This window comes from Streptomyces paludis, assembly GCF_003344965.1.
Lineage (GTDB): Bacteria > Actinomycetota > Actinomycetes > Streptomycetales > Streptomycetaceae > Streptomyces > Streptomyces paludis.
Map to the genome: position 1 here is coordinate 1,050,195 of NZ_CP031194.1, position 24,829 is coordinate 1,075,023.

The following is a 24,829-nucleotide window of genomic DNA, read 5'->3' on the forward strand; positions in this document are numbered from 1 at the left end:
CTCGGCGCCGCGGTTCCTGTGAATCCGTTACGAAAACTGGTCGAAATCAACTGAATTGCCGGATTCCATGGGTGCCATCTGTTTTTTGATGGAGCCGAATGGGGCAGGCGTACGTCCATTCCTCAACGCAGAAGAAGCGACGGAGGTGGCATGCGATGGCCGGGTTCCGGAGTCTCGCGAGACAGGTGCGCGATCCACGGTGCGATCTGGCCTTGCGACGGTATTCACTGCGCAAGTGCCTGGAACGATTCGCCCCTTACGGGCACCGGGCGACCTGGGATCATCTGTGCGCGAGGCACAGCATCGATCCGGAGGACAGGGCGCCCGACCCGGCGCGGCTGACGGCCGCGCTGGACGAACTGGAGGACGCGCGGGCCGTCTGGCTCGCGTACGAGCTGGAGTTCGCCGAGCGCCGCCGGCGCGAGAAGCACGACGGGCTGCGGCGGCCCGGGAGCTTCGACGACTGGCACCGGCGGACCTGGGGCGGGAACGGTGTCGCGCGCTGCGAGGACCCGGCCGTCCATCCGTCCGCGTCGCTCGGCGAGGTGCTGCGCCGGCTGATCGCCGGACTGGAGACGGGCCCGGGGGCCGCCTGCCCGGTCTGCGCGGAGCGCGGGATCGTCTGGCGCCACGATCTGTCCTCGGCGCCGTGGTCGGGCCCGGTCTGCCTGGGCTGCGGCATCGTCGTACCGCCGCCCGTACTCACCCGCGAGGCGCTGGCCCGGGCGAAGCGGGCCCTGCTGCGGGACCGGGGCACCGGTATGGGGCTGGCGTCGGTGGCCTGACGCCCGCGGGGGCGGTCCCCGAGCCGGGCGCCTCCGCGCCCGGCACCTTCGGGGCGGGCGCCTCGGGGGCGGGCGCCTCCGGGGCTGCCGTCTTGGGGGCGGGCGCCCCCACGGCCGGTGCCTTCGGAGCCGGTGCCTTCGGAGCTGCCGTCTTCGCAGCCGGCGCCTTCGGGGCGGGCCGCTCCGGGAAGAGCCGCGAACCCGTCATACGGTCGCCGAAGACATCGCCGGGGTTGGAGAGCACACAGTTCTCCAGCGAGAGACAGCCGCAGCCGATGCAGTCCGTCAGATGGTCCCGCAGCCGGGCGAGCTGCCGGATCCGCTCATCCAGCTCCGCGCGCCACGCCTCGGAGAGCCGCGCCCAGTCCTCCCGGTTGGGGGTGCGCTCCTCCGGGAGTTCCGCCAGGGCGGTCCGGATCGTCGCGAGCGGAATACCGACCCGCTGCGCCGCGCGTACGAACGCGACCCGGCGCAGCGCGTCACGGCCGTAACGGCGCTGGTTGCCGCTGGTCCTGCGGCTGCTGATCAGCCCCTTGGCCTCGTAGAAGTGCAGGGCCGAGACGGCGGCGCCACTGCGCGCCGACAGCTGGCCGACGGTGAGTTCATGAACGGTCTCCGGAATCTGTGGCACTCCAGAACACTAGAACAGCGGAGCGTACGACGTCGTTGACACGGAGCGGGCGCGCCCCACATGCTGAGCAAGCGCTTGGACACCATCGGGGACAGCGTGCGTCATCAGCCGGAGAGGCAGGGAGCGAAGACATGGCCGAGCCGAGGATCTTCACATCGGTGGACGAGCTGCGCGCCGCGATCGGCGAACAGCTCGGGCCCGGCGAGTGGCTGGAGATCGACCAGAAGCGGGTCGACCTCTTCGCCGAGGCGACCGGGGACCACCAGTGGATCCATGTCGACCCGGACCGCGCGGCGACCGGCCCCTTCGGCACGACGATCGCGCACGGCTATCTGACACTGTCGCTGCTGCCGCTGTTCGTGCCGCGGCTCCTGCGCGTGGAGAACGTACGGATGGGCGTCAACTACGGTACGAACAAGGTCCGTTTCCCGGCACCCGTGCCCGTCGGCTCCCGGCTGCGCGCGTCGGCCGTCCTGACGGAGGTCACCGAGGTCGCGGCGGGCCCCGCGGCCGGTGACGGGGGCGTACAGCTCACGGCCAGGGTCACGGTCGAGCGCGAGGGCGGCGACAAGCCGGTCTGCGTGGCGGAGTCGGTGTCGCGCTACTACTTCTGACGCCCGCCGTCCCCCGCTCCCCCCTCCCCGCTACCGGGCGGAGACCATACGCAGGACGAGATCGGCGTAGAGCGCGCCGACCTCGTCGGGGGTGCGGGGGCCCGCCGCGTTGAACCAGCGCGCCACATCGATGCAGAGGGACAGCACCGCGAGCGTGGTGCCCGGCACATCGGGTACGTCGAACTCGCCGTCCCGTACGCCGTCGAGCAGGATCCGCCGCACCGCCGCACCGCTGCCGCGCCGCAGCTCCACGATCTCCGCGCGGTGCTCGGCGCCGAGCGCGTCCAGCTCGTACTGCACGATGCGCGCGGTGTCGTGCCGCCCGGCGTGCCAGCGGACGAAGCACCGTACGGCCTCGGCGAGCCGCTCGGCGGCGGTGCCCTCGCCGTCCGCGGCGGCGGTCAGCAGCGCCAGCGCCCGCTCGTGGCCGATCCGGCTGATCCGGTGGAGCAGCTCTTCCTTGGTCTTGAAGTGGATGTAGAGGGCCGCCGGGCTCATCCCGGCGCGCCCGGCGATATCGCGTGTGGTGGTGGCGTGGTAGCCGCGCTCGGCGAACGCTTCGACGGCGGCGACCAGCAGCTTTCTGGCCGCCTCCGGGGTGACCTCACCCCACGGCGGGTCCTCGCCGTCCGCCGTGTGCTCCGCCGTACGCATCGCACGCCCCTCTCGTTCGGCCGTCCATTCGACGGTTCGACAGGCGCACACCCTACCCCGAGGGTGAGCAAGCGCTTAGTGCTCTGCCCGTGCTCCGCGCTCAGAGCTTCTGGAACGGGTCGTGCTCGGCGAGCATCTTCTCCAGCCGGGCCTGGTCGACCCGGCTGACGATCTGCCCGGCCTCCTGCCGGTCCCGGACCACCTTGGCCAGGGTGAACGCCGAGGTCGTCAGATAGAGGACGGCCACCGCGAGAAACCCGCGCACCCATGCGCTGGCCTCAAGCTTGGCGATACCGACGGCCAGGGCCGTCAGGGCGAGTGCGAAGGAGGCGACCGCCTGGGCGTAGTAGGCCGCGGTGTTCTGCTGCTTGACCGGTGTGTCGTTCATGTGTGCCAGCATCGGCGGCGCGGGCAGGGACCACATCCGTACGGCTACTCAGTGCGCCTACTCAGTACGGTCCGGGCGGGCGAGCGGGAGTTGGGCGAGCGGCGGGGCGTCGAGCCGGCGGCACTGCGCTGAGGGGTGCTGAGGGATACCGCCGGGAGCCGGGAGCCGGGAGCCGGGATATTGCGGTGAGCGCCGAAGGGTTCTCCGCGTACGTTCCCGCTATGACGCAATCGACCAGTTCGGCAGAGGTGCCCGGGACAACGCCCGCACCGGAGGCCGCCCCGAGGGCCATGTCCTGGCTACCGCCCGCAGCCGCCGGAGTGACGGTTCTGCTCTGGGCCTCGGCCTTCGTTTCCATCCGTAGCGCGGGCGCCGTCTACTCCCCGGGGGCGCTGGCGCTCGGCCGGCTGCTCGCGGGCACGCTCGTACTCGGCGCGGTCTGTGCCGTACGGCGCGTGGGACTGCCGCCGCGCGCCGCCTGGCCGGGGATCCTGGTCTCCGGGCTGCTCTGGTTCGGCGCGTACATGGTCGTGCTCAACTGGGCCGAGCGGGAGGTCGACGCGGGGACGGCCGCGATGCTGGTGAACATCGGCCCGATCCTGATCGCGCTGCTCGGCGCCGGGCTGCTCGGCGAAAAGCTGCCGCCGCGGCTGCTCGCGGGCATGGCGGTGTCCTTCGCGGGCGCGGTGGCGGTGGGGCTGTCCATGTCGGGCGAGGGCCACGCCTCCGCCCTCGGCGTCGTGCTGTGCCTGCTGGCGGCGGTCGCGTACGCGGGCGGTGTGGTGGCACAGAAGCCCGCGCTGGCGCACGCCGGGGCGCTCCAGGTGACGGCCTTCGGCTGTCTGGTCGGTACGGTCGCCTGCCTGCCGTTCGCGGGACAGCTGATCCACGAGGCGTCGAGCGCCCCCGTCGGAGCCACCCTCAACATGGTCTACCTCGGGGTCTTCCCGACCGCGCTGGCCTTCACCACCTGGGCGTACGCCCTGGCGCGTACGACGGCGGGCCGGATGGGCGCAACCACGTACGCCGTCCCCGCGCTGGTCGTGCTGATGTCCTGGCTCCTCCTCGATGAGGTCCCCGCCCTGCTCACCCTCGGCGGCGGCGCGCTCTGTCTGGCGGGCGTGGCGGTGTCCCGGTCCCGGTCCCGGGCGCGCCCTTCGCGCTGACCCGTAAGGCGGGGCGGCCCAACTACTCGTCCAGGCCCGGCACTTCCCTCGGTGCCGGGCAGATTCTGCGGCCGTGGTGGTCGAAGACGTACAGGTGGGCCAGGTCGACCAGGAGCGGCACCTGCGCGCCCGTGCGCAGCCGCATGTCGGGGCCGGTGCGGACGACCAGGTCGCTCGCGGCGAGGGTGGCGCGGTCCGGCATGGACTCCCCCGGCGCTTCGCTCCCGTACGGTTCCCAGCGTCTGTCCCCGCCCCTGTCCCCGCCCCTCTCCTCGTCGTCCAGCACCACCACCGGCCCCACCGGGCCCACCGGACCCGTCCGCCCCGCCGTCCGGCCCGTGAGCCGCCGCAGCAGTCCCGGGCCCCGGCGTCCGCGCGAGCCGGAGCGTGGCCGGGGCGATTCGAGGTCGGTCACCACGGCGGGCCGGGAGCCGGTGTTGAGATGCACCAGCGCCTCGTGCCCCTGGTACTCCATGTGCTCGACGATGCCGCTCAGCGCCACCTCACCGGGGCGCGCCTGGCTCGGCGGCGCGATCCGGGCCGCCTCCGACCGGAGTCCGACGATGATCTGGCGGCCCTGCTGGATACGGAGCAACTGGTGGTCGGAGCTGAGGGGTTCGGGCAGCGGCAGCCGCTGCCGGCCGAGGTCGATCGCCATCCGGCCGTCCAGCGGCGCGTACACCACCGCCTCCAGCAGATTGATGCGCGGGGTCCCGATGAACGCGGCGACGAACACGTTCTCCGGCAGCGCGTACACCTCGCGCGGTGCGCTGACCTGCTGGAGCACTCCGCCGCGCATCACCGCGACCCGGTCGCCGAGCGACATCGCTTCGGCCTGATCATGCGTCACATACACCGTGGTGACGCCGAGTTCGGCCGTCAGCCGGGCTATCTCGGCGCGCAGATGGCTGCGGAGCTTCGCGTCGAGATTGGACAGCGGTTCGTCCATGAGGAAGGCCGAGGGCCGCCGGGAGATCGCCCGGCCCATCGCGACCCGCTGCCGCTCGCCGCCGGAGAGCTGGCTCGGATAGCGGTCGAGGACGCTCTCGATGCCGAGCATGCGCGCGGTGGCGTCGACGCGCGCGGTGCGGTCCTCGCGCGGGTTCTCCAGCCGGAGCGGGAAACCGATGTTGTCGCGGTTGGTCATGTTCGGATAGAGCGCGAAGTTCTGGAACACCATGGCCATCCGGCGCTCCCGGGGCGGCATGAGGTTGGCGTACTCGCCGTCGAGGATCAGGTCGCCCTCGGTGATGTCCTCCAGCCCCGCGATCATGCGCAGAACGGTCGACTTGCCGCACCCCGAGGGGCCGAGCAGCACCAGGAACTCGCCCGGCGCGATATCGAGCGAGAAGCGGTCGACGGCCCGGGAAGCGCGTCCGTACGTCTTGCTGACACTGTGCAGAGAGATGGCGCGAGTCATGGATGGGTTCCGCCCGTGAGCCGTGTGCCGTATGTGTGCGCGTACGCGTATGTCGTGTGAACGCACGAAGGTAGCCGACTACGGGCGGCCGGGGAATGATCTGGGCGAACCTCTCACGGTGTATCGCACACGCTTCACACGCTTCCCAGCCATGGACCGGCCCGGGCGGCCCGCGGTTCAGTCGAGCGTCCGCGCGAGGTAGGCGCGCAGCAGGACCCTTGTTTCGAGGACGATGCCGGGATCGCCGGCCGGGTCCGTGTGGAACGCGAGTTGGAGCAGTGCGTCGGTGGCCTCGACGGCGACCAGGACGGAGCGGTGCAGCGCGGCGTCGGGCGTACGGCCGAGGTGGGCGGCGAGCAGCGCGGTGAGCCGGTGGGCGACCTGCCGGTTGGGGTCGACGGGCGGGCCGGCAGGCACACCGGCGGGCGGTGCGGCGGCCGGCGCCGGGTCCCGTTCGGACACCGGTACCCGCGTCCCCAGCGGGAGTTGCGCGCCGAAGTCGACCAGCGCGAAGCCCGGCACACTGCGCTTCATCGCGAGGTACTCGTCGAGTACGGCGTCGATGGCGCCCCGCCAGTCCCCCGCGGCCAGCTCCCCGAACCGCACCGTGACGCGCTCCGCGTACCGGTCCAGATTGCGGTGGGCGAGCGCGTCCGCCATGGCGCGCTTGTCGCCGAAGAACCGGTAGACGGACCCGATGGGGACACCCGCGCGCGCGGCGACCGCCCGGGTGGACAGCCGCTCGTACCCCGTCTCGTCCAGCAGCGCCGCGCAGGCGTCGAGGATCCGCGTCAGCCGCTCCGCGCTGCGCCGCTGCACGGGCACCCGGCGCAGCCCCCCGCCGGGCACGGGCTGCGGGGGTTTCGCGTTCGTACGGTCGCGTGACACGGGGACCATCATGCCGCGCCGCCTCGTTGACGTACCGACCGCCCAATCCTACGGTGACCCATAGGATTCACCGGGACGCCACAAGCTTCCCCGGGACGCCACGAGCAGGGAGCGGACACGGACGATGAGCGGCATCGAGCAGACGCGCGGGACGGCCGAAGCGCTGGAGTACTCCCCCGGCTTCGGCAATGAACACAGCTCGGAGGCGGTGCCCGGCGCCCTGCCGCACGGCCGCAACTCGCCGCAGCGCGCCCCCCTCGGGCTCTACGCGGAGCAGCTGAGCGGCAGCGCCTTCACCGAGCCGCGCGCACAGGGCCGGCGCTCCTGGCTCTACCGGATCCGCCCGTCGGCCGCGCATCCGCCGTTCGTCCGGACCGGCAACGGCGGGCTGCGGGGCGCGCCCTTCACCGAGTCCGTCCCCGATCCCAACCGGCTCCGCTGGGACCCGCTCCCGGCGCCCGCCCCCGGCACCGACTTCCTGGCCGGGCTCTGGACGCTCGGCGGCAACGGGGACGCGACGCGCCGCGAGGGCATGGCGGTGCATCTGTACCACGCCGACACCTCCATGACGGACCGGGTGTTCAGCGACGCGGACGGCGAACTGCTGATCGTCCCGGAGCACGGCGGGCTGCTGATCCGCACCGAGCTGGGGCTGCTGGCCGCCCGGCCCGGCGAGGTCGCGCTGATCCCGCGCGGGGTGCGCTTCCGCGTCGAGCTGCTGGACGCGACGGCGCGCGGCTATGTCTGCGAGAACTACGGACGGCCCTTCACCCTGCCCGACCTGGGCCCGATCGGCGCCAACGGCCTGGCGAACGCCCGGGACTTCCTCGCGCCGGTCGCCGCGTACGAGGACATCGAGCGGCCGGTGGAGGTGGTCAGCAAGTTCTGCGGCAATCTCTGGTCCGCCACCTACGACCACTCGCCGCTCGATGTCGTCGCCTGGCACGGCAACCATGTGCCGTACGTCTACGACCTGCGCCGCTTCAATGTCATCGGGTCCATCAGCTACGACCACCCCGACCCGTCGATCTTCACCGTGCTGACCTCGCCGTCCGACACCCCGGGGCTCGCGGGGGTCGACTTCGTCGTGTTCGCGCCGCGCTGGCTGGTCGGGGAGGACACCTTCCGGCCGCCGTACTTCCACCGCAATGTGATGAGCGAGTACATGGGTCTGATCGAGGGGGCGTACGACGCGAAGTCGGCCGGCGAGGGCGGGTTCGTGCCCGGCGGCGGTTCGCTGCACAACATGATGTCGGCGCACGGCCCCGACCGGGAGACCTTCGACCGGGCGAGCGCCGCCGAGCTGCGCCCGCAGCGGATCGACGACGGCCTGGCGTTCATGTTCGAGACGCGCTGGCCGGTCACGGCGACCGCGCAGGCGGCGGGGGCGGGGCATCTGCAACAGGGGTACGACGCGGTGTGGCAGGGTCTTGAGCGCCACTTCAGGCCCTGATCCGGCCCGGAACGACAGGCAGGAGCCGCCGTTGACCGCCTTCGCCCCCGACTCGCTGGTCCTGAACCGCAAGCTGCCGCTCTGGTACCAGGTCTCGCAGTCGCTGCGCGCCTCGATACTGGGCCGCCGGCCCGAGGACCCGCTGCGGCTGCCCACCGAGGAGCGGCTCGCCGCGCACTACGGCGTCAGTGTGCTGACGATGCGGCAGGCGCTGAAGGAGTTGGAGGAGGAGGGGCTGATCAGCCGGCACCGGCGGCGCGGCACCTTCATCGAGCCGGGCGCGCGGCGCGGCGCCCCGCGCCGGCTGCTGGGCTCGATCGACACGGTCGTGGCGCAGCAGTCCGGTGAGCCGACGACGGTCCTCGGCCATGGCCCGGCCCCGGTCCCGGCCGAGCTGGCCGAGTACTTCCCGGGGCTGGACGCCATCGTGTCGTACCGGCGGCTGCGGACCGACGGTGAGAGCGGTGAGCCGGTCAACTGGGCGGAGAACGCGGTGCGTCCGGAGATCGCGGAGCGGATCGTGGTGGCGGATCTGGAGCGCTGGCCGATGACGAAGGTGCTGCGCGATCTCGTCGGGGTGCGGATCGGCCGGATCACGGACACGGTCGAGGCGCGGCTCGCGGACCCGGAGACGGCTCAGCTGCTGCGGGTGCCGCTGCTGAGCCCGATCCTGCACCACACGGGGGTGACGTACGACGTGGACGGCCGGGTGGTGGATGTGGCGAGGATCCGCTATCGGGGCGACCGGTTCGCCTTCTCGGTCACGGTCGAGGCGGACCCGATGGGCGAACCGCCGGCGCGCTGAGCGCACCGGTCACGCTGTGCCGCCGGCCTTGTGCGTGCCGCTCGCGGTCCGGCGGTACGCCGACGGCGGGGAGTGAGCGGAGAACACGGGTTACGGAGAAGGACGGCGGCAAGCGGGGGAAAGGAAGGAGGACGGCAGACTCAGCGGCGGCCGCCGAAGAGCGAGCGGCGCAGTCGGCGCAGCGGCGCGAAGAGCGAGACCCGCGCGCCCTTGTTCCGGTGCGTCTCCGAGCGGTCGCGCGCGGTCAGCTCGCGCATCAGCAAGGTCGCCTCGACCGTCTCGCGCTGGGGCACGGCGGGACCGCCGAGCACCGAGAGATGGCGGTCGAGGCGCGAACTGGACGCGCTGCTTCCGCAGGTGATCGCAGGGACTCGCGCCCTGCTGTGTACCGTTATCCGATTCATGTCACTCCCCACCCGTACAAGGGCACCCGGCCCGGGCAGGTTAACCCTATCGCCCCTTACGGACACCCGTGTATCCCGCCTCGGGGATTGACCGCACTCGTACGGGAACGATCAGCGGGTGTCGATCCATCCGTTTTCAGGGCGAGTTGGACACTTCACCTGTTACGGTACGGAGACGGCCCGCGGCGCCCGGCGGGACGCCGCCGGCTTCTCCGGCCCCTCCCCCGTTACGCGGCCGAGGCGAGGACCGGCAGATAGCCGCCCGACTGACCGGCGGCGGTGGGGTGGTAGGACTCGGAGACGTTGAGCACGTTGAGGCTGTGCAGCCACGCGGAGCCCGAGCAGATCTCATGGCCGGTGAAGGCGCCGGCCACTTCCGCGAAGGTGAATCCGTGGTCGGCGGCCCGCTTGGCGGTCGCCGCGTTCAGATGGTCGGAGGCGTTGTTGATCGCCGTACGCACGGTGTCGCTCAGTCCGGCGAGGCAGCTGCCGCCGATCTTGTAGAAGCGGGGGTAGCCGAGGACGACGACCCGGGCCGAGGGCGCCTTGGTCTTGATCGCCGTGTACACGGAGTCGAGCCGGCCGGGCAGGGTCGTATCGACGTAGGAGCGGGCGGTGGCGATTCTGGTGAGACAGGCCGACTGGGACTGGAGGACACACACCGTCATGACGTCGGAGAAGCCCGCGTCATTGCCTCCGACGGTGATACTGACGAGGTCGGTGCCGGAGTTCAGCGGCGTCAGCTGACTGGCGGTCACATCACTCGTACGAGCGCCCGAGCACGCGGTAAACGCGAAGGTGGCGGGCTTGTTCGCGGTCGCCCAGAGAGCCGGGTAGGCCCTGGACGTGCGCTTGCAGTCGCCGCTGGCGCTGTCGTAGGCGCCGGCTCCGAGACCGGAGGAGTACGAGTCCCCCAGCGCCACATAGTCGACGGCTGCGACGGTGGGGGCCGCGTGGGCCGAGGCCGCTCCGGTGAGAGCGAGGACGGCGCCGAGGAGGAGCGAGGTGGCGAATGCCGTAATGCGGGACGGTTTCATGGGACCTCTCCTTAGCAGGGTTTCTGCCCCTTGTTTCGTACCAGCCGATCCACTTCACTGGAAGTGTTCATGCCAAGTGCATTCAGTGAAGTTCCCGCCACGGTGGCCGAGTTGAGCGGTTTTGATCAGGGAGGTTACGGATCTGACCGTCGAAGTACGGCCAAAGAAACAGAAAAGCACTCCCACGTTCCAGCTCTTGCCATACAGTCCCAATCATCAATACCGTCGTACATCCACCCGCATCGGTCCATCATGCAAGCGGCTCCTGGGGAGGGCTCGAAGGTCGCGATGGCTCCCGGGGCGGGGCGCGGTAGGGGGGTGTCGCGCTCGGCGTTCGCACGTGGTGCCGAGTCGCGTGCCGCGCGGCATGTACCACAGCTCACCCATCCAGTACGGAGTTCCGGTACGGGGCTCCCTTTCGTCATGGGCGGGGTGAGAACCCCCCTTTCGAACCGGAAACACAGCCGGACCGCCCAGGGGCGGGCGGTCCACCGGACGAGAGGGAAAGAGACTCGTGAGCGCTTCGCTGCGCCCGGCGGTATCGGGCGAAGATCCGTTAGTCGTTCCCACGACAGTGGTTTCCACGGCAGCCGTTCCCACGGCAGTCGTTCCCACGAAGGTGGTTCCCACGACCGCGCCCGCCGGCGGTCATCCGCAGTACCGGCCCATCTCCTCGCACCTCGCGATCACCCCGCCCGTCAGCGTCGTGATCCCCGCGATGAACGAGGCCGAGAACCTTCCGTACGTCTTCAAGACCCTGCCCGACTGGATCCATGAAGTCGTCCTGGTGGACGGCGACTCGACCGACGACACGATCCGGGTGGCCCGCGAGCTGTGGCCGGACATCAAGGTGGTCGAGCAGCGCGGCAAGGGCAAGGGCGATGCCCTGATCAGCGGATTCGCCGCCTGCACGGGCGACATCATCGTGATGGTCGACGCGGACGGCTCGGCCGACGGCCAGGAGATCGTCTCCTATGTGTCGGCCCTGGTCTCCGGCGCCGACTTCGCCAAGGGCTCGCGCTTCGCCAACGGCGGCGGCACGGACGACATGACGGTGATCCGCAAGCTCGGCAACCGGGTGCTGTGCGCCGTCGTCAACGCCAAGTTCGGCGCCCGCTACACCGATCTCTGCTACGGCTACAACGCCTTCTGGCGCCACTGCCTGGACGAGATCACGCTGGACTGCACCGGCTTCGAGGTGGAGACCCTGATGAACATCCGGGTCGTCAAGGCGGGGCTGAAGGTGCAGGAGATACCGAGCCACGAGTACGACCGGATCCACGGGGTCAGCAATCTGAGAGCCGTGAGAGACGGTCTGCGCGTCCTCGGCGTGATCCTGCGCGAACGCGGCGTCCCGAGGTCGACCCGGCGCCGCCGCCCGGTCGCGGCGGGGGTCACCGTCCCCCGGAGGAAGGCGACATGACCGCGCGGCACCCGCACTCGCACCCGCACCCGCACCCGCACCCGCACCCGCACCCGCACCCAGTCGACTCCCCTGTCCCCTCCCCCGTCCACGCCCGCCCGTTCTCCGTGGTGATCTGCGTGTACACCGAGGAGCGCTGGGACGACATCCGCGCGGCGGTCGGCTCCGTACGGCGGCAGTCGCTGCCCGCGCTGGAGACGCTGCTGGTGGTCGACCACCACCCGGACCTGCTGGCGCGGCTGGTCCGGGAGTACGCGAAGGAGGCGGCGCGCGGCGAGGTGCGCGTGCTGCCCAACGCCGGTCCGCGCGGGCTCTCCGCCGGCCGCAACACCGGGATCGCCGCCGCCCGCGGGGAGATCGTGGCCTTCCTGGACGACGACGCGGTCGCCGAACGGGACTGGCTGCGCGTCTTCGACGAGGCGTACGGCGAAACCGGGCCCGGCGGCCGGCCGGTGGACGACCGGCACGTGCTGGCCGTCGGCGGCCGGACCGTGCCCGCCTGGGCGTCGGGCGCCCGGCCCGGCTGGTTCCCCGAGGAGTTCGACTGGGTCGTCGGCTGTACGTACCGGGGGCTGCCCGGGGGCCGGGTACGGGTCCGTAACGTCCTCGGCGGGAACGCGTCCTTCCGGCGAACTGTGTTCGACACCGCGGGCGGCTTCGCGACGGGCATCGGACGGGACGGCGACCGGCTCCCGCTGGGCGGCGAGGAGACGGAGCTGTGCATCCGGCTCACCGACGCCGTACCGGACGCGAAGCTGCTGATCGACGACCGCGCGGTCATCCACCACCGGGTGCCGCACGTGCGGGAACGGTTCCGCTACTTCTGTTCGCGTACGTACGCGGAGGGGCTGTCCAAGGCGCTGGTCACCAGAAGCGTGGGGGCGGACAAGGGGCTCGCGTCCGAGCGCCGTTACACCACCCGCGTACTCCCGGCCGGTGTCGCGCGCGGTCTGCGCGACGGGGTACGGGGGCGGCCGGGCGGCTTCGGCCGGGCCGGGGCGATCGTGGTCGGGGTGACCGCGGCGGCGGCGGGCTATCTGGTGGGCCGCTTCCGGACGCGGGGCGGGGGCGGGGCGTTGACGCCGGGGCCCCTCGGGTCGGGCGCGACCGTACCGGATGCGGCCCTACCGGATACGGCCGCGCCGGGCGCGGCCGAGCACCCGGCCGCCGCCCGCCGGGACGCGCTCCGCCGGGGAGCCGCCGCATGACGACCCGTCCGACCCCGGCGACCCGTCCGGCGGGCCCGGCGCAGTACGCGCCGACCCCGCCGGCCGGCGTCCCGATCCTCATGTACCACGCGATCGGGCACCGGCCCGCGGCCTCCACCTACGGACTGTCCGTATCGCCCGAGGCGTTCGCCGACCAGATGGAGCTGCTGCACGACCGCGGCTTCACCCCGGTCACCCCGGCCCGGCTCGCCGGTGCCTGGCGCGCGGGCGACCCGCTGCCGGAGCGGCCCGTGCTGATCACCTTCGACGACGGCTACGCGGGCGTGCGCCGGCACGCGCTGCCGGTCCTCGCCTCGTACTCCTTCGCCGCCGGGCTGTTCGTCTCGACGGGCTGGCTGCGCGGGCGGTACGACACGGGCGGGGCCCCCGACACCATGCTCGACTGGGACGAGGTCCGGGAACTGGCCGCCGCCGGTGTGGAGATCGGCGGTCACAGCCACACCCATCCGCAGCTCGACCAGCTCGACGACGTACGGCTCACCTTCGAGATCCGCCGCTGCCGCGAGATCCTCGCCACCGAACTGGGCGCGCCGCCCGCCTCCTTCGCCTATCCGTTCGGCTACTCCAGCCGGCGTGTGCGCCATACGGTCCGTACGGCCGGATTCGCGCAGTCGCTGGCGGTCGGCAACGCCCTGGCCCGTCGCGCCCAGGGTCCGTACGCCCTGAACCGGGTGACCGTACGGCGCAGCACCGGCCTCGCGGAGTTCGCCCATCTCGTCGAGGGCCGCGCGCTGACCCGCGCCTTCGCCCTGGACCGGGCGCTCACCAAGGGCTACGCCCTCGTACGCCGCGCCCGCCGGGCGGGAGCGGTGGTGAGGGGGCGCCCGACGGCGGCGGCCTAGGATCCTTCGTCCGGATCATGCAGGACTCGCGGGGTCCAGCCTGATCCGGACGAGAGGCCCCAGAAGGCTGATCAGCGTCTCGCGCATGCGCATGCCCTCGCGAGCGGCCTCGTCGGCCCGCTCGGTCCGTCTTGCGTGCCACGCCTCCGTAGCGGCCGCTCTCGCCGGACGCCGTCCGCCGGCACCTCGACCGGGAACAGGTCTCGGCCGAAGCCCTGATCGAGGTGCGGGGCACCGGGGAAGGGAGTCCGGGGCAGTCCGTCCGTCGGCCGGACCGTCTCAACTCTGCCCGCCAGGAACCCGACTTGTGCCTCGGAGGCCCTGGTGTCGCGTCGTCGCCCTCCCGTACCGTCGTCAATTTGCTCGACGAGAGCCTGCACAGCCCAGGGAGCCAGCGATGTACGCACAACCGGCCCGGACACGTGGGGGGGGACGTCTTCCCGCCCCCTCCCCCGGCAGAACGCCAACGCGGCTTCTTCCGTGGCGACTTCGATCCTGAACCTCCAGCGGCTCGTGGGCAACGCGGCTGTCGCACGCAGTCTGTCCGGGCCGAACGCCAACGCCCCGCTGACGATCCAGCGCGCCGGAGAGTACGACGAAGGCACCTACCGCGGCCGCAACCGCGAGCGGCGCCGTCTGGAGGACGAGTGGAACGCGGTGATCGACGGCAACAGCACGCACCAGGCCGAACACCCGATCCTCTACTCCGCCGCCGCCCCCCGCGCCCGTACCCGGGTGCCCCGTGGCCAGTCGGGAGCGGCCGGCGCCAACGCCCGAGCCGTGGAGAACGACCTCCCCGCCTACTACGAGGGCTATGACGACCACAGGGCCCACGACGGCACCGGCACACGCCCCCGGACCCGCATCGGTACGACCGGTATGACGCAGCAGCAGTACCGCGACGCGCAGACCGAGGCCCTGGAGATACACAACAACCCGGCCAACGCCACGCACATGAACATGATGGGGTACGCCCATCAGCCCGGCTTCCGCAACGCACCGCGCACCGCGGCCGTCGAGCAGTCCAACAACAGCTACAACCACATGCTCCGCCGCGGCCGGAGCGGCGCCCCGTACTTCGACAGCAATGGCCAGGTGCGCAGGACACGGCCGCTGATGAACTACGAGCGGGCCGAACTCGAAGCGGGACGCCGGGTCGCGCGCACCGGTCGCTACCTGGACGAGGACGAGCAGGACGCCATGATGCGGCGCCACGGTGCCCGCTCGTACCGGCTGCGCTCGGGGCGGACCAACGACTTCGAGTCGCTGAGCGACTTCCCGGACCTCGGGAGCGACCGCAGTGCCAGCCCCCAGGAGCTGGACACCTCCTACCGTCAGCGCGATCGGTCCCGTCGGCGCAGCCGTTCCCGGGGCCGGATGAGCCAGCGGGAGCAGCTGAACCTGCTGGCCCCCGGCGAGACCTTCGACGGGGCGGACTTCGCGACCAGCTTCGACGACGGCGGTTACGACGACGAGCGGACCGGCCGGTCCCGGCAGCGCAGCCAGTCGCGCCGCCGCATGGCCAGCCAGTCACGCCACCGCGGCGCGTCGTCGACGTACCCGGACATCACCGGCGGGTACGGCTACGGCGGCGGCACCTACTACTAGAAGACTCCTGAAGATCTTGGGGTTCTGGCCCTGCCGCGTCAGCGTCAGGGCCGGACTCGTCATCCGGCGGTGGGGTGAGTGGGACGGCGAGACCGTCGGCCCGGACGTGTGGGAGACCTGCCGTGGAAGGCCGCATGCGACCCGGGCCTCCACGAGACGGCGTTCGGCCCGTCGTCGCGGGCCTACGTCCACCGCCCGGCTGACCCGTTCCCGCGCGGCGGTAGTGGGCAAAACACGGTGCGCCGACCGCCGCCGTGCCGGATCATGTGCGGCATGTCTGCCGAACCTCAGGACGCGCTGCCGATCCGGCTCACCGTCGATGACAGCGATTCCCCGTCGGACGTGGTCGACGCGCTGTTCCTCGGCCGTTTCACGACGGGCGAGCAGCCGTACTCCCACAGCACCAGCATCGACCGGGTCAAGCCCGGCTCGACCCTGCTGCCGCCGGGCGCGGAGGTGCTGCGCCGGGCCGTGGACGACGACCGCGGCGCGACGCTCTCCGAGGGCGCGGGCTGGACCCTGCTGGTGTCGCGGTGGAACCACCGGGCGGATGTGACGGTGACGGCCGTCACCGCCGAACTCGCCGAAACGATGCTCCGCCAGGCCACCGACGGCGCCCGGGACCAGCCGGAGACCCAGCCGGACGCGGTGCCCATGGGCTTCTGGTACTACTCGCCGAAGCAGGGCCCGCACCGCACCACCCGGCAGATCACCGCGGGCACCTGGGCCGATGTCAGGACCAACTACCGCTCCCCGGTGGCCGACGCGATGGACCGGCTGATGAAGCTGACGCCGGACGACATCTCGGGCCGGCTGCTGCTGCTGCACGGCCCGCCGGGCACCGGCAAGACCTCCGCGCTGCGCACACTGGCCCGGTCCTGGCGGGACTGGTGCCAGGTCGACTGCGTGCTGGACCCGGAGCGGCTCTTCAACGACGTCGGCTATCTGATGGACATCGCGATCGGCGAGGACGACGGCACGGCCGAGGGCCGCTGGCGGCTGCTGCTGCTGGAGGACTGCGACGAACTGATCCGCGGCGAGGCGAAGCACGCGGCGGGGCAGGCGCTGTCCCGGCTGCTGAACCTCACCGACGGGCTGCTCGGCCAGGGCCGGAACGTGCTGGTGGGGGTGACGACCAACGAGGACCTGGAGCGGCTGCATCCGGCGGTGGTCCGGCCCGGCCGCTGTCTGGCCAGGATCGAGGTGGGGGCGCTGAGCCGTACGGAGGCGCTGTCCTGGCTGAAGGAGCAGGACCGCAAGGGCGAGGAAGGCGACGCTCCGCACCGCGACTGGGAGACCCTGGTCGGCCGGGAGGGCGCGACGCTGGCGGAACTGTACGCGCTGCGGCGGGGCACGGGCCCGGCGTCGGTACCGGCCCAGCACACGAACCGGGACGCGGGCCTCTACCTCTGACGGGGGCGCGGCCCGGCCCCTACTTCGCGTAAACGGCCCGCACGGCCTCCTCCGCCGCCGCGAGCGCCGCCGCCCGCCCCAGCCCCAGCCGCCGCGCGCGCTCGGCGTACGCCCGCGCCGCGGTGGCGGCCTCCCGGTCGGCGGCCTCGCCGGCGGCGGCGACGAACGTACCGTTCCTGCCGCGCGTCTCGATCACCCCGTCGGTCTCCAGCGCGCGGTATGCCTTGGCGACCGTATTGGCGGCCAGCCCCAACTCCCCCGCCAGCCCCCGTACGGTCGGAAGCTTGTACCCCACCGGCAGCGCGCCGGAGCGGGCCTTCGCGGAGATCTGCGTGCGCAGTTGCTCGTACGGAGCGGTCGCGGCCGTTGGGTCGATCACGATCTTCAAGGTCACGCGGCGATTCTCCCCCACGACCCCCCACCGGCGGGCGCCCTGCGCCACAGCTGGCCGGAACACGCCGAAGGTTGAGGAATGGACGACCCGGAAGGCGGACGACGCGGGACACGGACTAGGCGGAGAGCCGCCCGGCAAGATGGCGTGCTGTCACGCCCAAGCTGACCGCCACGGCGTCCGCGAGGTCCCGCTCCAGAGGCGCGGGCATCCGGCCTCGGCCGAGGCCGGCCGAAGCGACGGCGGCCGACAGCGTGCGGATCTCGTCCTGGTCCGTCTGCTCGCGGCACCTCGGATGGGCGAGAACGTCTCGCGCCACGTACCCGTCGCCGTAGGCCGTTGCCTCGTGTACGAGACGGCGGAGCACTTCGGCCTGCTGAGGGCGTGGGGAGAGGTCGAGCACGGCCAGTCCGACACGGGAGCGGAAGACGGCGAGTCCGGGGGTGGTGCCGAGTGCCAGGTAGTGCTCCACCATGCTCTCGACGGGGCCGACAGGGCAGTCCCCGGCCGCGGTGAGACAGAGCACGGCGAGGCACGCGGCGACAGGGCGTTCCCAATCCTCTGACAGCGCGCTGTTGTTCAGGAACTCCAGTGCTTCCGTGGGCTGTCCACCGAGACAGCGGACCAGCACCTCTGCTTGACGTCCGTCCAAGAGGCGTCGGCCCACTCCGTGATGCTGCTCGACGTGTGCCCGCGCGCGGTCCCATCGGCCGGCGGCGACAAGGGCGCGGGTGCCGTCGCCGAGCAGAACCGTCCACAGCCACTGGCACACCTGTTGGTGATCGGCCGCCGAGTCCGTGAGGTGCTGGAAGGACACGGTGCGGCCGTCGATGACCGCTTCGGATTTCGATCTCACCGCTCGGTTCACCGCGTCGAGCAGGAGGTACGCGGCGTCCCCGGCGCCGTCGCGGATGTGCAGGCGGGCCAGATTGACCAGGGGCTCCAGCGCGTACCGGGCCTCCCGCGCGCCCAGGGGCCGGCCGCGCAGGAAGACCTCGGTGTGACGTCGGCACAGAGCGCGTGCCAGTTCCGGCATGCCGCAGTCGCTCGCGATCAGCGCCGCTTTGTTCAGCGCGACGGTAGCGGAGTTCACCGTGCTGTCGCGCTCGGCGGCGCGGGCCAGGTCGCTGATCTCACGGACCCGGTCGGCAAGGGGCGGGCAGGCCGGACGCGGACGGGCGACCAGCGGGAACCGCCGTGCTGTCCGGCCGACGTCCATGTCACTGCCACTCGATGACGATGCGGTTCAGCTCGTTGTCGAAGGTGAACCGACCGGGCTTTGACGCGAGCGGCGCCGCGCCGAGCGGCTGGATCTCGAAGCCGACGTCGCGGCTCCGGAAGTCGCGGTCCCAGGCGCGGACCTGATCGGAGACGTCTCGGGCGAGTGTCTCCCCGTCAGGGCCATGGCCGATGACGCCGAATTCGTAGAGGGTGGCGCCGTCTGGTGCCTTTTCGGCGGCCTGCCGTCGGGTGAGGTAAGTGAGCGTTGAGCCCTCGAAGACGGCGGTGGAGGACGCATAGGGCGCAGTGACCAGACCGCTCCTGAGTGCTTCGGGCTTCGCGGGCATCCGGCTCAGGCCGTTGGGCATGGTGCAGGTGAGCCACAGCTCCAGGTACTCCGCCGACTCCGGGCCGCGGAAGGTGACGCCCGTCCACACCTCGGCGCGCGGCCGGCGGAAAACATCGCTCAGGGCGTCCGGATCTGCCGCCTGGTCTCCGTTGGTGACAAGGGTGACGGTGTTGTCGGGGTCCAGGGGGACGAAGACGCGCGGGTCATCGGCGATACCCCTGCGCAAAGGCATGAACGTGTTCATCTCGCTGCCGACGCTGCGCCAGGCCCTGTCCCTCTGCTCGAAAGCGATCGAGCGGGAGACGCTGCCGCGCAGACGCAGCGGGGTGAGGAGCCGTCCGCCGGGTGCCAGTTGATCGAGCCAGGCGTGAGGCACGCCATGGGCACCGACCGTGGCGACGATGCGATCGTACGGCGCGTTGGGGGCGTGGCCCACTGCTCCGTCGCCGAGGATCACTTCCACGTTGTGGATGCCGGCTGCGGCCAGTCCGGCACGGGCCCCGTCCACGATGTCCTGGTCCACGTCGATGGTGGTGACATGGCCCTTCTCCCCGACGAGGTGGCCGAGGAGCCCCGCGTTGAAGCCGGTGCCGGCTCCCAGCTCCAGGATCTTCTGGTCAGGCTCGGCCTCCAGCTGTTCCAGCATCATGCCGACGATGTCGGGCTGGGACGCACAGCTGATGGAGGCGCCGCTCTCGTCGAACTTGGTGTTGACGGGAGCGTTCCCGTACGCCTTCTCCAGCGGGGCGTTCGGGACGAAGAGGTGCCGGGGCACCGTCCGCATGGCTTCCTCCACGCGGGGCGTGCGCACGCTGCCTTCATCGACCAGATGGTCGATCAGTTGTGCGCGCAGTCGGTCGGCTGAACTGGCTTCGACGGTCTCACTGTTCACGCCGTCGACCGTAGTACTCCGCACCCCACCGGTACGGGTGGACGCGGCGTTGTCGCTCGTTCCCATGACTACCTCTTTCGCGAGTGTTGACAAGGTGTGCTGGTCCTCCGCGGGGAGGCCCAGCCGGTTCCAGTGGAAGATGCCGTGGTGGGCGAACACAGCCCGCAGTCCCCGTTCCAGACGGCCTTGACGGTTGAGGTCCCCGAGCTGTCGGCCAAGGCACTCGAACGTGACTGTCCAGTCCGCCACGGGCGCGAGTCGGCCATCCGTGACGACGCGGCTGCTGGGGCTGACGTCGATCGTCATCAGCCGGTGGACGGCGGCCTTGTGCCGCTCCGAATGCCGGACTTCGCAGCCAGGCCGCTCGGCTGCGATCCTCGCCCAGACGTCACCCTGCTCGTACCAGTCGAGCCCAGCGGCACGCATCGCCACGCTGAGCAGGAGAACCCCCAGCTCACGGCGGGCCAGACCGGGGCCGCTCGCGGCCTGCTCACGAGTCAGCTGGGCAAGCAGCTGAATGCTGTCCTGATGGAACAGCGCGTGCGCGATCTCCATGGCGGCCGGACCGCCGAAGACGGTTTCCTCCGGCTCGTGGATACCCGGCGTCCAGGAGACGAGGACTCCGGCGGTGACCAGCTCGTCCAGGGCGGCGTCCAGACGCTTCGTACGGTCCGGACCGGCGGGGCGGTAGCGCAGGCGCCACGAGGGGAACTTGCGCAGAAACGACCACTGGTGCGGCTCCGTGTCCGCAGCGGTCAGCACCGGAATCAGATGCTTCACGGCCGTGTGTTCCGCACGGTCCCAGTCGGTGAACCGGATGACGCGTTGTCGCCACTCGTCCGGTGCCATGTTTCCCCTTTTCATGGTCAGTTGATCAGGAAGCAGGAGTTCCAGCCGGACGCGGTCGCCGTGCCGGCCCGGAAGGAGTGGAGAGCCAGTGCGGTGCCTGCGGCGCCTTCGAGGAGTCCCATGTCTCCGCCGCCGGGAGGGTCGAGCAGCGAGGCCGCCGGCGAGCCGGTGGTGGTATCGGTGATCGGGGCCAGGAGGCGGGGCAGGCACTCGGTGAGGCCGGGGGTGATGGCATCGGCGGCTACGAGTCCAGTGATGTGCGCCAGGCCCGCGAAGCCGTGACACAGCGAGAGGTCGACGGTCGCCCGGAGCTGGCCGGGGTCGGTCATGGCGTGCAGGAACGCGCCCTCGGCCGCCCGTTGGCGTGCGGGGTCGTGGGTGGCCAGGGCGGCGAGCTGCTGGGCGCGGGCCAGTCCGGCCGTCCCGTAACACCAGGACGGCCGGGACGGTCCGGCGCCGGGCCTGCCGGATCGCAGCTGTTCGCGGGTGATCCAGTACGGCCACCACGGGCCGGCGGGCCCGTCCTGCCGCCACCGGTCGAGCCAGGCCAGGATGCGGGCGATCGCCTCGTGGTGGCCTTCGACGGTGATGCCGTGACGTATGGCGAGGGCAAGCAGAGCGAGGGGGCCGCCGATGCCGTGGGCGACACCGTTGTTGGCATGCCCTGCCGGATAGTCCGGGAAGACTTCGCCAGAAGGCGCGAGGTGACTCCACCAGCCAGGCAGTGGTTCGCCGTTGTGTTTGACCGGCTCGGTCAGCCGGACCAGGTACGCCAGGATCTCGCGGAACAGATCGATGTGAATGTCTCGGTGCAGCAGAAGGGCGCCCATACCGCTCAGGCCCCGGATCGCGTCGAACTCGGCAAGCTTGGGCGTCTCGCCCCGGTCGATGCGCGCGTGGGCGCCGGCCAACCGCTCCTGGATCGCCGCCGTAATGTGCCGGTCGAGGGTGTTCAGGGCACGGGCGTAGCGTCCGGGCCGGTCGGCGGCGGCGTGCAGGGCGAAGGCGAGGGCAGGCGCCCCGTAGTAGAGGTGGCTGTCGGTGCCGCCGATCGCGGGTTGTGCCGCGGCGCAGGCGAGCCAGTCGTGCGCGCGCTGCCACGGGCCGTCTCCCGTCCGGGCCCGTTCGATGTGCAGCAACGCGATACCCACGGCACCGTGCGCGAGGGACTGCGGCCACCAGCCCTGTCGGTGATGCGGCGACCGCATGTCCTCCGGCGTGGCGAGCCGCTCTGCGACCGCGTCGGCAGCGGCCCGTGCGTTCTCACGCGGTTCCATGGTGATTCCCTCCGTGCTTCCAGGCCATTGCGGCGGCGCGAGCGAGCCGTACGCAGATGCGCTCGTCGTCCTTGTCGATGCCGGCGGCGCGGATGTGGTGGGCGTGCAGAAGCGAGTCGAGGATCATGTCCGGGTCCATGCCGTCGGCCTCGTGCAGCCGTCCCCGGTAGCGGGCGAGGGCGTCGTCCCGCTCCCTCCAGGCGTGCGCGATGGCCGCCCCGCCCGGGGCCGCGCGCAGGGCCGCCCAGTCGTCCGTCGGATCGGCCAGGTGGACGGCCTCGCTGAGCAGCGTCCGGTCCAGGGGGCGGGGGTCGGTGATCCTGCCGTAGGTGATCAGCCAGTCCATGCCCTTGGCCGTGCCGCCGTTGAAAGCGGTGGCGAGTGATACGAAGTTCACCGCGGCGAGCACCTGTCGGCCGGCACACCCGCTCTGGGCGAACTGGACGGCCAAGGCACGGGAGTCCGCTGCGAAGATCTCCTCCGCCATACCCATCAGCGGTCCCGTGCCCCACCTGCCGGTCTCCGGGTAGGAGGTGGCGAACCGCATGTCGTTCAGCAGTCCGGCGCGGCGCAGCCCGGCCGCCCACGCGCTGATACGGTTCGCGGCTGGTCCGAAGTCCCGCGGACCGGGAATCGCGATGCGCAGGCGCAGGTGCCATCGGGGATCGCGGTAACGCATGTACCACCACATCGGCGGCTCGTCCCACTGATCGAGCAGGTCGGGAAGGTGGCGGGCCAGGATCTCGGCGTGTCGTTCGACGTGCCCGTACAACGTGACCAGCAGCCACGGGGACGTTCCGGGGAGGTGGCCATGGTCGCGGGTGAGCAGACGGTCAGCGGTCACCGGCGGGATCGTCGGCCACTGCGAGGGGCGGGCGGCCGTCATGGGGACGACGATTTCGTGTGCTCTCCCTCCGAACCAGTCGCCGTCGGAGCCGGCTTCGGTCAGGACGGCGAATTCGCTGGTCTCCAGGTGAGTACGGAGCAGCGCGAGATGCGCGCTCTCACCGAGGTCCAGCGGTAACAGCTGGTCGCCCTCGGTCAGCGCGACGGCGTACGGTGTCCGACGGCGTGTCCGCCACTCGTCCACCGCTTTGCGCCACTTCTCCCAGGTGGCACGTCGGCCGGGCAGCTCCGACCGGTCCAGCCGCCACCGGGCCGGCGAGAGGATCGTCCGTCCGTGGCGCACCCGGGGCAGGTAGGGCAGAGCGGCGGCGGACGCCCACGGGAACGGGGTCAGGACGGCGGACTGGGACCGGCTGATCTCGGCAAGGAACCGTGCGAGCGGCGGTGTGTGGGCCCTCGGATCCAGAGCATGCAGAGTCATCGGGTCCAGCAGGCAGCCGCGGGAGCGGGAGACGAGGAACAGCCTGCTCCGGTCGCAGCCCACCGCCAGGTCGTCGAGCGTGACGGTGCGCTCGTCCACCGGGCGGTGCTCGGCGAGACTGATCACGGTCGGCAGCAGCTCGGGCACACGCGTGACGTTGGCGTCGCCACGGTCGAGGGGGGCGAAAGAGAGCTGCGTGGGCAGAGAGCCGGGCGCGGTGACCGGTAAATGCTCCAGCACGGCCGTGGCTCGCGCTCGGTCGTCCGGTCCCAGCAGTCCCAGGGCCCGGCCACTCGTCGTGCCGATCCCACGAGAGGGTACGACGGCCTTGAGGGTGAAGTCGCCGTCGGCGAGGGCGGCCTGTGACGCGGCGTGGATATGGAAACGCAGCTCCAGATGCGGCGGTACCCGCATCGTGGCCTGGTCACCGACCGTCAAGGTGCGGATCATTTCCTCGTCCAGCCGGATTTCGTCACGGCCGTCGAGTGCGGCTGTCTGGGCGAGCGAGAACAGCCGCTGTTCTCGGGTGGTCAGGGCCTCCCGCCACTCCGGTTCCGCGTCCCGGTACCCGGCCGGGAACCCGAGCCCGGCATCCGCGTCCACGACATCCCGAAGCGGCACGAGGGAGCCAATGCCGTACCGCTCGAAGAACCGGTTGTGGAAGTCCTGCCACGCCGGTGTGCCGAAGGGGAACGCGGTGAGACGGGCCAGCACGGTGGCGGCCTTCTCCGCCTCGCGGGCAACCTGCGGGGGCAGCGTGAGCGAGCAGGCCATACGCATGTCCACCGCCACGGGCTGGTCCTTGACGGTACTCAGCGTCGTCATCTTCTCCCGAAGCGCGGCGCGCAGACGCCGCCCGTCCGCAGGGGCGAGCGTCTGATTGTGCTGGGCCATGCCGTCTCGGACCTCTCGCAGCTCCTCCACAAGGTCCGCGACCTGCGGCACGTCGGCCGCGTCGGCCTGACGGACCAGATGGTCGAGGGCGTCGAGCGTCGCGGACGGCGCGTGCAGGCTGCTGATGAGACCGCCACACTCCACCAGGCTGGTGACCAGACTCTCCACTCGGTGCGCGGCCACGTCAGGGAACGCGGCCTTCACCCCGCCCACCAACTCGTCACAGCGGATGGGCGACTGGGAGGCTTCCATGACGATCCGCAGAGCGGAGGTGAACCGTAGGGACACTTCCGCCGAAGGACTGCTCTCTGTACGGCCCGAGCGGGGCGGACAGGGAACGATCAGCCGATCGCCTCGTACGTACGCCGTGGTGTTGGCCATGACGGGCAGACGTCGCAGGAACTCGGGGCGGGCTTCCAGGCGGCGGACCATGTCGGCGGTCCACGCCCCGTCGGCGCGAGCGACGGCGCGGTGCCGCTCGCCCCAGGTCCACTCCGGCTCCGGGCCGAAGTAAGCGGGGGCGATACCGGCGAACAGACCATGCGGCGTCGCACGGCCCGTCATCCGAAGTACGTACCGGATCACCGATACCAGCGCGCTGCGCAGCTGACGGGGCTCCGGGGCGACCGCCGAGCACAGCATGTCCACCTGCCGTGCGAGCGAGGGGCTGGCCTGCTCGATGATCTCGGCGACCTCGGCCATCGGCCAGACCTCGCGCAACCACGTCTGCCACCGCAGCTGTTGGGCCGGGGATTCGTCGCTGAAGTCCGGCCAGGCCGGTAGCGGCAGCCTCACGTGACGGGCGGCGCGCACGAGCGCCGTGTCCGCGCACCGGTACAACGACCCGCCGTTCCTGGAATCCATGCGCC

At 71.5% G+C, this 24,829-nt stretch carries 21 protein-coding genes and 1 pseudogene; 10 read left to right on the forward strand and 12 right to left on the reverse strand.

Going from position 1 to position 24,829, the window contains the following annotated elements:
- Window positions 1–155: 155 nt before the first annotated feature.
- Window positions 156–785 carry a hypothetical protein gene (locus tag DVK44_RS04545; protein WP_114658440.1) on the forward strand — a complete coding sequence of 210 codons (630 nt, stop codon included), beginning with the start codon at window positions 156–158 and terminating at the stop codon, window positions 783–785.
- Between the two features lie 172 nt (window positions 786–957).
- On the opposite strand, the pseudogene soxR reads toward DVK44_RS04545, so the two are convergent.
- A pseudogene (soxR, locus tag DVK44_RS04550) lies at window positions 958–1,416 on the reverse strand (redox-sensitive transcriptional activator SoxR); the annotation flags it as partial.
- A gap of 131 nt (window positions 1,417–1,547) precedes the next feature.
- On the opposite strand from soxR, the gene DVK44_RS04555 reads away from it, so the two are divergent.
- A complete protein-coding gene (locus tag DVK44_RS04555) occupies window positions 1,548–2,030 on the forward strand; it encodes a MaoC family dehydratase (protein WP_114658441.1) in 483 nt (160 codons plus the stop codon).
- A 30-nt stretch (window positions 2,031–2,060) separates the two neighbouring features.
- On the opposite strand, the gene DVK44_RS04560 is transcribed toward DVK44_RS04555, so the two are convergent.
- Both DVK44_RS04560 and DVK44_RS04565 read right to left on the reverse strand, forming a co-directional pair.
- A complete protein-coding gene (locus DVK44_RS04560) occupies window positions 2,061–2,684 on the reverse strand; it encodes a TetR/AcrR family transcriptional regulator (RefSeq protein WP_114658442.1) in 624 nt (207 codons plus the stop codon).
- A gap of 100 nt (window positions 2,685–2,784) precedes the next feature.
- Complete coding sequence (locus tag DVK44_RS04565) at window positions 2,785–3,072, reverse strand: YiaA/YiaB family inner membrane protein (RefSeq protein WP_114664899.1); 288 nt, start codon at window positions 3,070–3,072, stop codon at window positions 2,785–2,787.
- 290 nt (window positions 3,073–3,362) lie between these two features.
- On the opposite strand from DVK44_RS04565, the gene DVK44_RS04570 reads away from it, so the two are divergent.
- On the forward strand, window positions 3,363–4,238 hold the full coding sequence (locus DVK44_RS04570; protein WP_114658443.1) for a DMT family transporter: 876 nt from the start codon (window positions 3,363–3,365) through the stop codon (window positions 4,236–4,238).
- A gap of 22 nt (window positions 4,239–4,260) precedes the next feature.
- Here DVK44_RS04570 and DVK44_RS04575 read toward each other — a convergent pair whose 3' ends face one another.
- Both DVK44_RS04575 and DVK44_RS04580 read right to left on the reverse strand, forming a co-directional pair.
- Window positions 4,261–5,658, reverse strand: coding sequence for an ABC transporter ATP-binding protein (locus DVK44_RS04575; protein ID WP_114658444.1), 1,398 nt, complete (start codon window positions 5,656–5,658; stop codon window positions 4,261–4,263).
- Window positions 5,659–5,835: 177 nt separating this feature from the next.
- The gene (locus tag DVK44_RS04580; protein ID WP_114664900.1) at window positions 5,836–6,555 is read right to left on the reverse strand and encodes a TetR/AcrR family transcriptional regulator; all 720 of its coding nucleotides are present in this window, start codon (window positions 6,553–6,555) and stop codon (window positions 5,836–5,838) included.
- Window positions 6,556–6,670: 115 nt separating this feature from the next.
- Here DVK44_RS04580 and hmgA point away from each other — a divergent pair, with 115 nt between their 5' ends.
- On the forward strand, window positions 6,671–7,999 hold the full coding sequence (gene hmgA / locus DVK44_RS04585; protein ID WP_114658445.1) for a homogentisate 1,2-dioxygenase: 1,329 nt from the start codon (window positions 6,671–6,673) through the stop codon (window positions 7,997–7,999).
- Between the two features lie 31 nt (window positions 8,000–8,030).
- Window positions 8,031–8,804 carry a GntR family transcriptional regulator gene (locus DVK44_RS04590; RefSeq protein ID WP_114658446.1) on the forward strand — a complete coding sequence of 258 codons (774 nt, stop codon included), beginning with the start codon at window positions 8,031–8,033 and terminating at the stop codon, window positions 8,802–8,804.
- Between the two features lie 140 nt (window positions 8,805–8,944).
- Here DVK44_RS04590 and DVK44_RS04595 read toward each other — a convergent pair whose 3' ends face one another.
- Together DVK44_RS04595 and DVK44_RS04600 are read right to left on the reverse strand one after the other, a co-directional pair.
- Window positions 8,945–9,208 carry a hypothetical protein gene (locus tag DVK44_RS04595; RefSeq protein WP_114658447.1) on the reverse strand — a complete coding sequence of 88 codons (264 nt, stop codon included), beginning with the start codon at window positions 9,206–9,208 and terminating at the stop codon, window positions 8,945–8,947.
- Between the two features lie 227 nt (window positions 9,209–9,435).
- The gene (locus tag DVK44_RS04600) at window positions 9,436–10,245 is read right to left on the reverse strand and encodes an SGNH/GDSL hydrolase family protein (protein WP_114658448.1); all 810 of its coding nucleotides are present in this window, start codon (window positions 10,243–10,245) and stop codon (window positions 9,436–9,438) included.
- A gap of 619 nt (window positions 10,246–10,864) precedes the next feature.
- Here DVK44_RS04600 and DVK44_RS04605 point away from each other — a divergent pair.
- The 5 genes from DVK44_RS04605 to DVK44_RS04625 all read left to right on the forward strand — a co-directional run bounded on the left by DVK44_RS04605 (window position 10,865) and on the right by DVK44_RS04625 (window position 16,760).
- A complete protein-coding gene (locus DVK44_RS04605) occupies window positions 10,865–11,668 on the forward strand; it encodes a glycosyltransferase family 2 protein (protein WP_114658449.1) in 804 nt (267 codons plus the stop codon).
- A gap of 110 nt (window positions 11,669–11,778) precedes the next feature.
- A complete protein-coding gene (locus DVK44_RS04610) occupies window positions 11,779–12,876 on the forward strand; it encodes a glycosyltransferase family 2 protein (RefSeq protein WP_228447562.1) in 1,098 nt (365 codons plus the stop codon).
- 80 nt (window positions 12,877–12,956) lie between these two features.
- A complete protein-coding gene (locus DVK44_RS04615) occupies window positions 12,957–13,739 on the forward strand; it encodes a polysaccharide deacetylase family protein (protein WP_228447563.1) in 783 nt (260 codons plus the stop codon).
- Window positions 13,740–14,219: 480 nt separating this feature from the next.
- Complete coding sequence (locus DVK44_RS36250; protein WP_162793660.1) at window positions 14,220–15,347, forward strand: hypothetical protein; 1,128 nt, start codon at window positions 14,220–14,222, stop codon at window positions 15,345–15,347.
- Window positions 15,348–15,620: 273 nt separating this feature from the next.
- On the forward strand, window positions 15,621–16,760 hold the full coding sequence (locus tag DVK44_RS04625) for a DUF5925 domain-containing protein (RefSeq protein WP_114658453.1): 1,140 nt from the start codon (window positions 15,621–15,623) through the stop codon (window positions 16,758–16,760).
- Between the two features lie 19 nt (window positions 16,761–16,779).
- On the opposite strand, the gene DVK44_RS04630 is transcribed toward DVK44_RS04625, so the two are convergent.
- The 5 genes from DVK44_RS04630 to DVK44_RS04650 all read right to left on the reverse strand — a co-directional run bounded on the left by DVK44_RS04630 (window position 16,780) and on the right by DVK44_RS04650 (window position 24,824).
- On the reverse strand, window positions 16,780–17,154 hold the full coding sequence (locus tag DVK44_RS04630; RefSeq protein WP_114658454.1) for a GntR family transcriptional regulator: 375 nt from the start codon (window positions 17,152–17,154) through the stop codon (window positions 16,780–16,782).
- 115 nt (window positions 17,155–17,269) lie between these two features.
- Window positions 17,270–18,370: a hypothetical protein gene (locus tag DVK44_RS04635; RefSeq protein WP_114658455.1), complete on the reverse strand. Its 1,101-nt coding sequence runs from the start codon at window positions 18,368–18,370 to the stop codon at window positions 17,270–17,272.
- Window position 18,371: 1 nt separating this feature from the next.
- A complete protein-coding gene (fxlM, locus tag DVK44_RS04640; protein ID WP_114658456.1) occupies window positions 18,372–20,462 on the reverse strand; it encodes a methyltransferase, FxLD system in 2,091 nt (696 codons plus the stop codon).
- Window positions 20,463–20,479: 17 nt separating this feature from the next.
- A complete protein-coding gene (locus DVK44_RS04645; RefSeq protein WP_114658457.1) occupies window positions 20,480–21,739 on the reverse strand; it encodes a lanthionine synthetase C family protein in 1,260 nt (419 codons plus the stop codon).
- Window positions 21,726–24,824 carry a lantibiotic dehydratase gene (locus tag DVK44_RS04650; RefSeq protein ID WP_114658458.1) on the reverse strand — a complete coding sequence of 1,033 codons (3,099 nt, stop codon included), beginning with the start codon at window positions 24,822–24,824 and terminating at the stop codon, window positions 21,726–21,728. The genes DVK44_RS04645 and DVK44_RS04650 overlap by 14 nt, the downstream gene beginning before the upstream one ends.
- Between the last annotated feature and the right edge of the window lie 5 nt (window positions 24,825–24,829).

Excerpts from the sequence above, each read along its gene's own strand:
- DVK44_RS04545 (WP_114658440.1), top strand. The coding sequence starts at position 156 with ATGGCCGGGTTCCGGAGTCTCGCGAGACAGGTGCGCGATCCACGGTGC.
- DVK44_RS04555 (WP_114658441.1), top strand. The coding sequence starts at position 1,548 with ATGGCCGAGCCGAGGATCTTCACATCGGTGGACGAGCTGCGCGCCGCG.
- DVK44_RS04560 (WP_114658442.1), bottom strand. The coding sequence starts at position 2,684 with ATGCGTACGGCGGAGCACACGGCGGACGGCGAGGACCCGCCGTGGGGT.
- DVK44_RS04565 (WP_114664899.1), bottom strand. The coding sequence starts at position 3,072 with ATGAACGACACACCGGTCAAGCAGCAGAACACCGCGGCCTACTACGCC.
- DVK44_RS04570 (WP_114658443.1), top strand. The coding sequence starts at position 3,363 with ATGTCCTGGCTACCGCCCGCAGCCGCCGGAGTGACGGTTCTGCTCTGG.
- DVK44_RS04575 (WP_114658444.1), bottom strand. The coding sequence starts at position 5,658 with ATGACTCGCGCCATCTCTCTGCACAGTGTCAGCAAGACGTACGGACGC.
- DVK44_RS04580 (WP_114664900.1), bottom strand. The coding sequence starts at position 6,555 with ATGGTCCCCGTGTCACGCGACCGTACGAACGCGAAACCCCCGCAGCCC.
- hmgA (WP_114658445.1), top strand. The coding sequence starts at position 6,671 with ATGAGCGGCATCGAGCAGACGCGCGGGACGGCCGAAGCGCTGGAGTAC.
- DVK44_RS04595 (WP_114658447.1), bottom strand. The coding sequence starts at position 9,208 with ATGAATCGGATAACGGTACACAGCAGGGCGCGAGTCCCTGCGATCACC.
- DVK44_RS04600 (WP_114658448.1), bottom strand. The coding sequence starts at position 10,245 with ATGAAACCGTCCCGCATTACGGCATTCGCCACCTCGCTCCTCCTCGGC.
- DVK44_RS04615 (WP_228447563.1), top strand. The coding sequence starts at position 12,957 with ATGTACCACGCGATCGGGCACCGGCCCGCGGCCTCCACCTACGGACTG.
- DVK44_RS04625 (WP_114658453.1), top strand. The coding sequence starts at position 15,621 with ATGTCTGCCGAACCTCAGGACGCGCTGCCGATCCGGCTCACCGTCGAT.
- DVK44_RS04635 (WP_114658455.1), bottom strand. The coding sequence starts at position 18,370 with ATGGACGTCGGCCGGACAGCACGGCGGTTCCCGCTGGTCGCCCGTCCG.
- fxlM (WP_114658456.1), bottom strand. The coding sequence starts at position 20,462 with ATGGCACCGGACGAGTGGCGACAACGCGTCATCCGGTTCACCGACTGG.
- DVK44_RS04645 (WP_114658457.1), bottom strand. The coding sequence starts at position 21,739 with ATGGAACCGCGTGAGAACGCACGGGCCGCTGCCGACGCGGTCGCAGAG.
- DVK44_RS04650 (WP_114658458.1), bottom strand. The coding sequence starts at position 24,824 with ATGGATTCCAGGAACGGCGGGTCGTTGTACCGGTGCGCGGACACGGCG.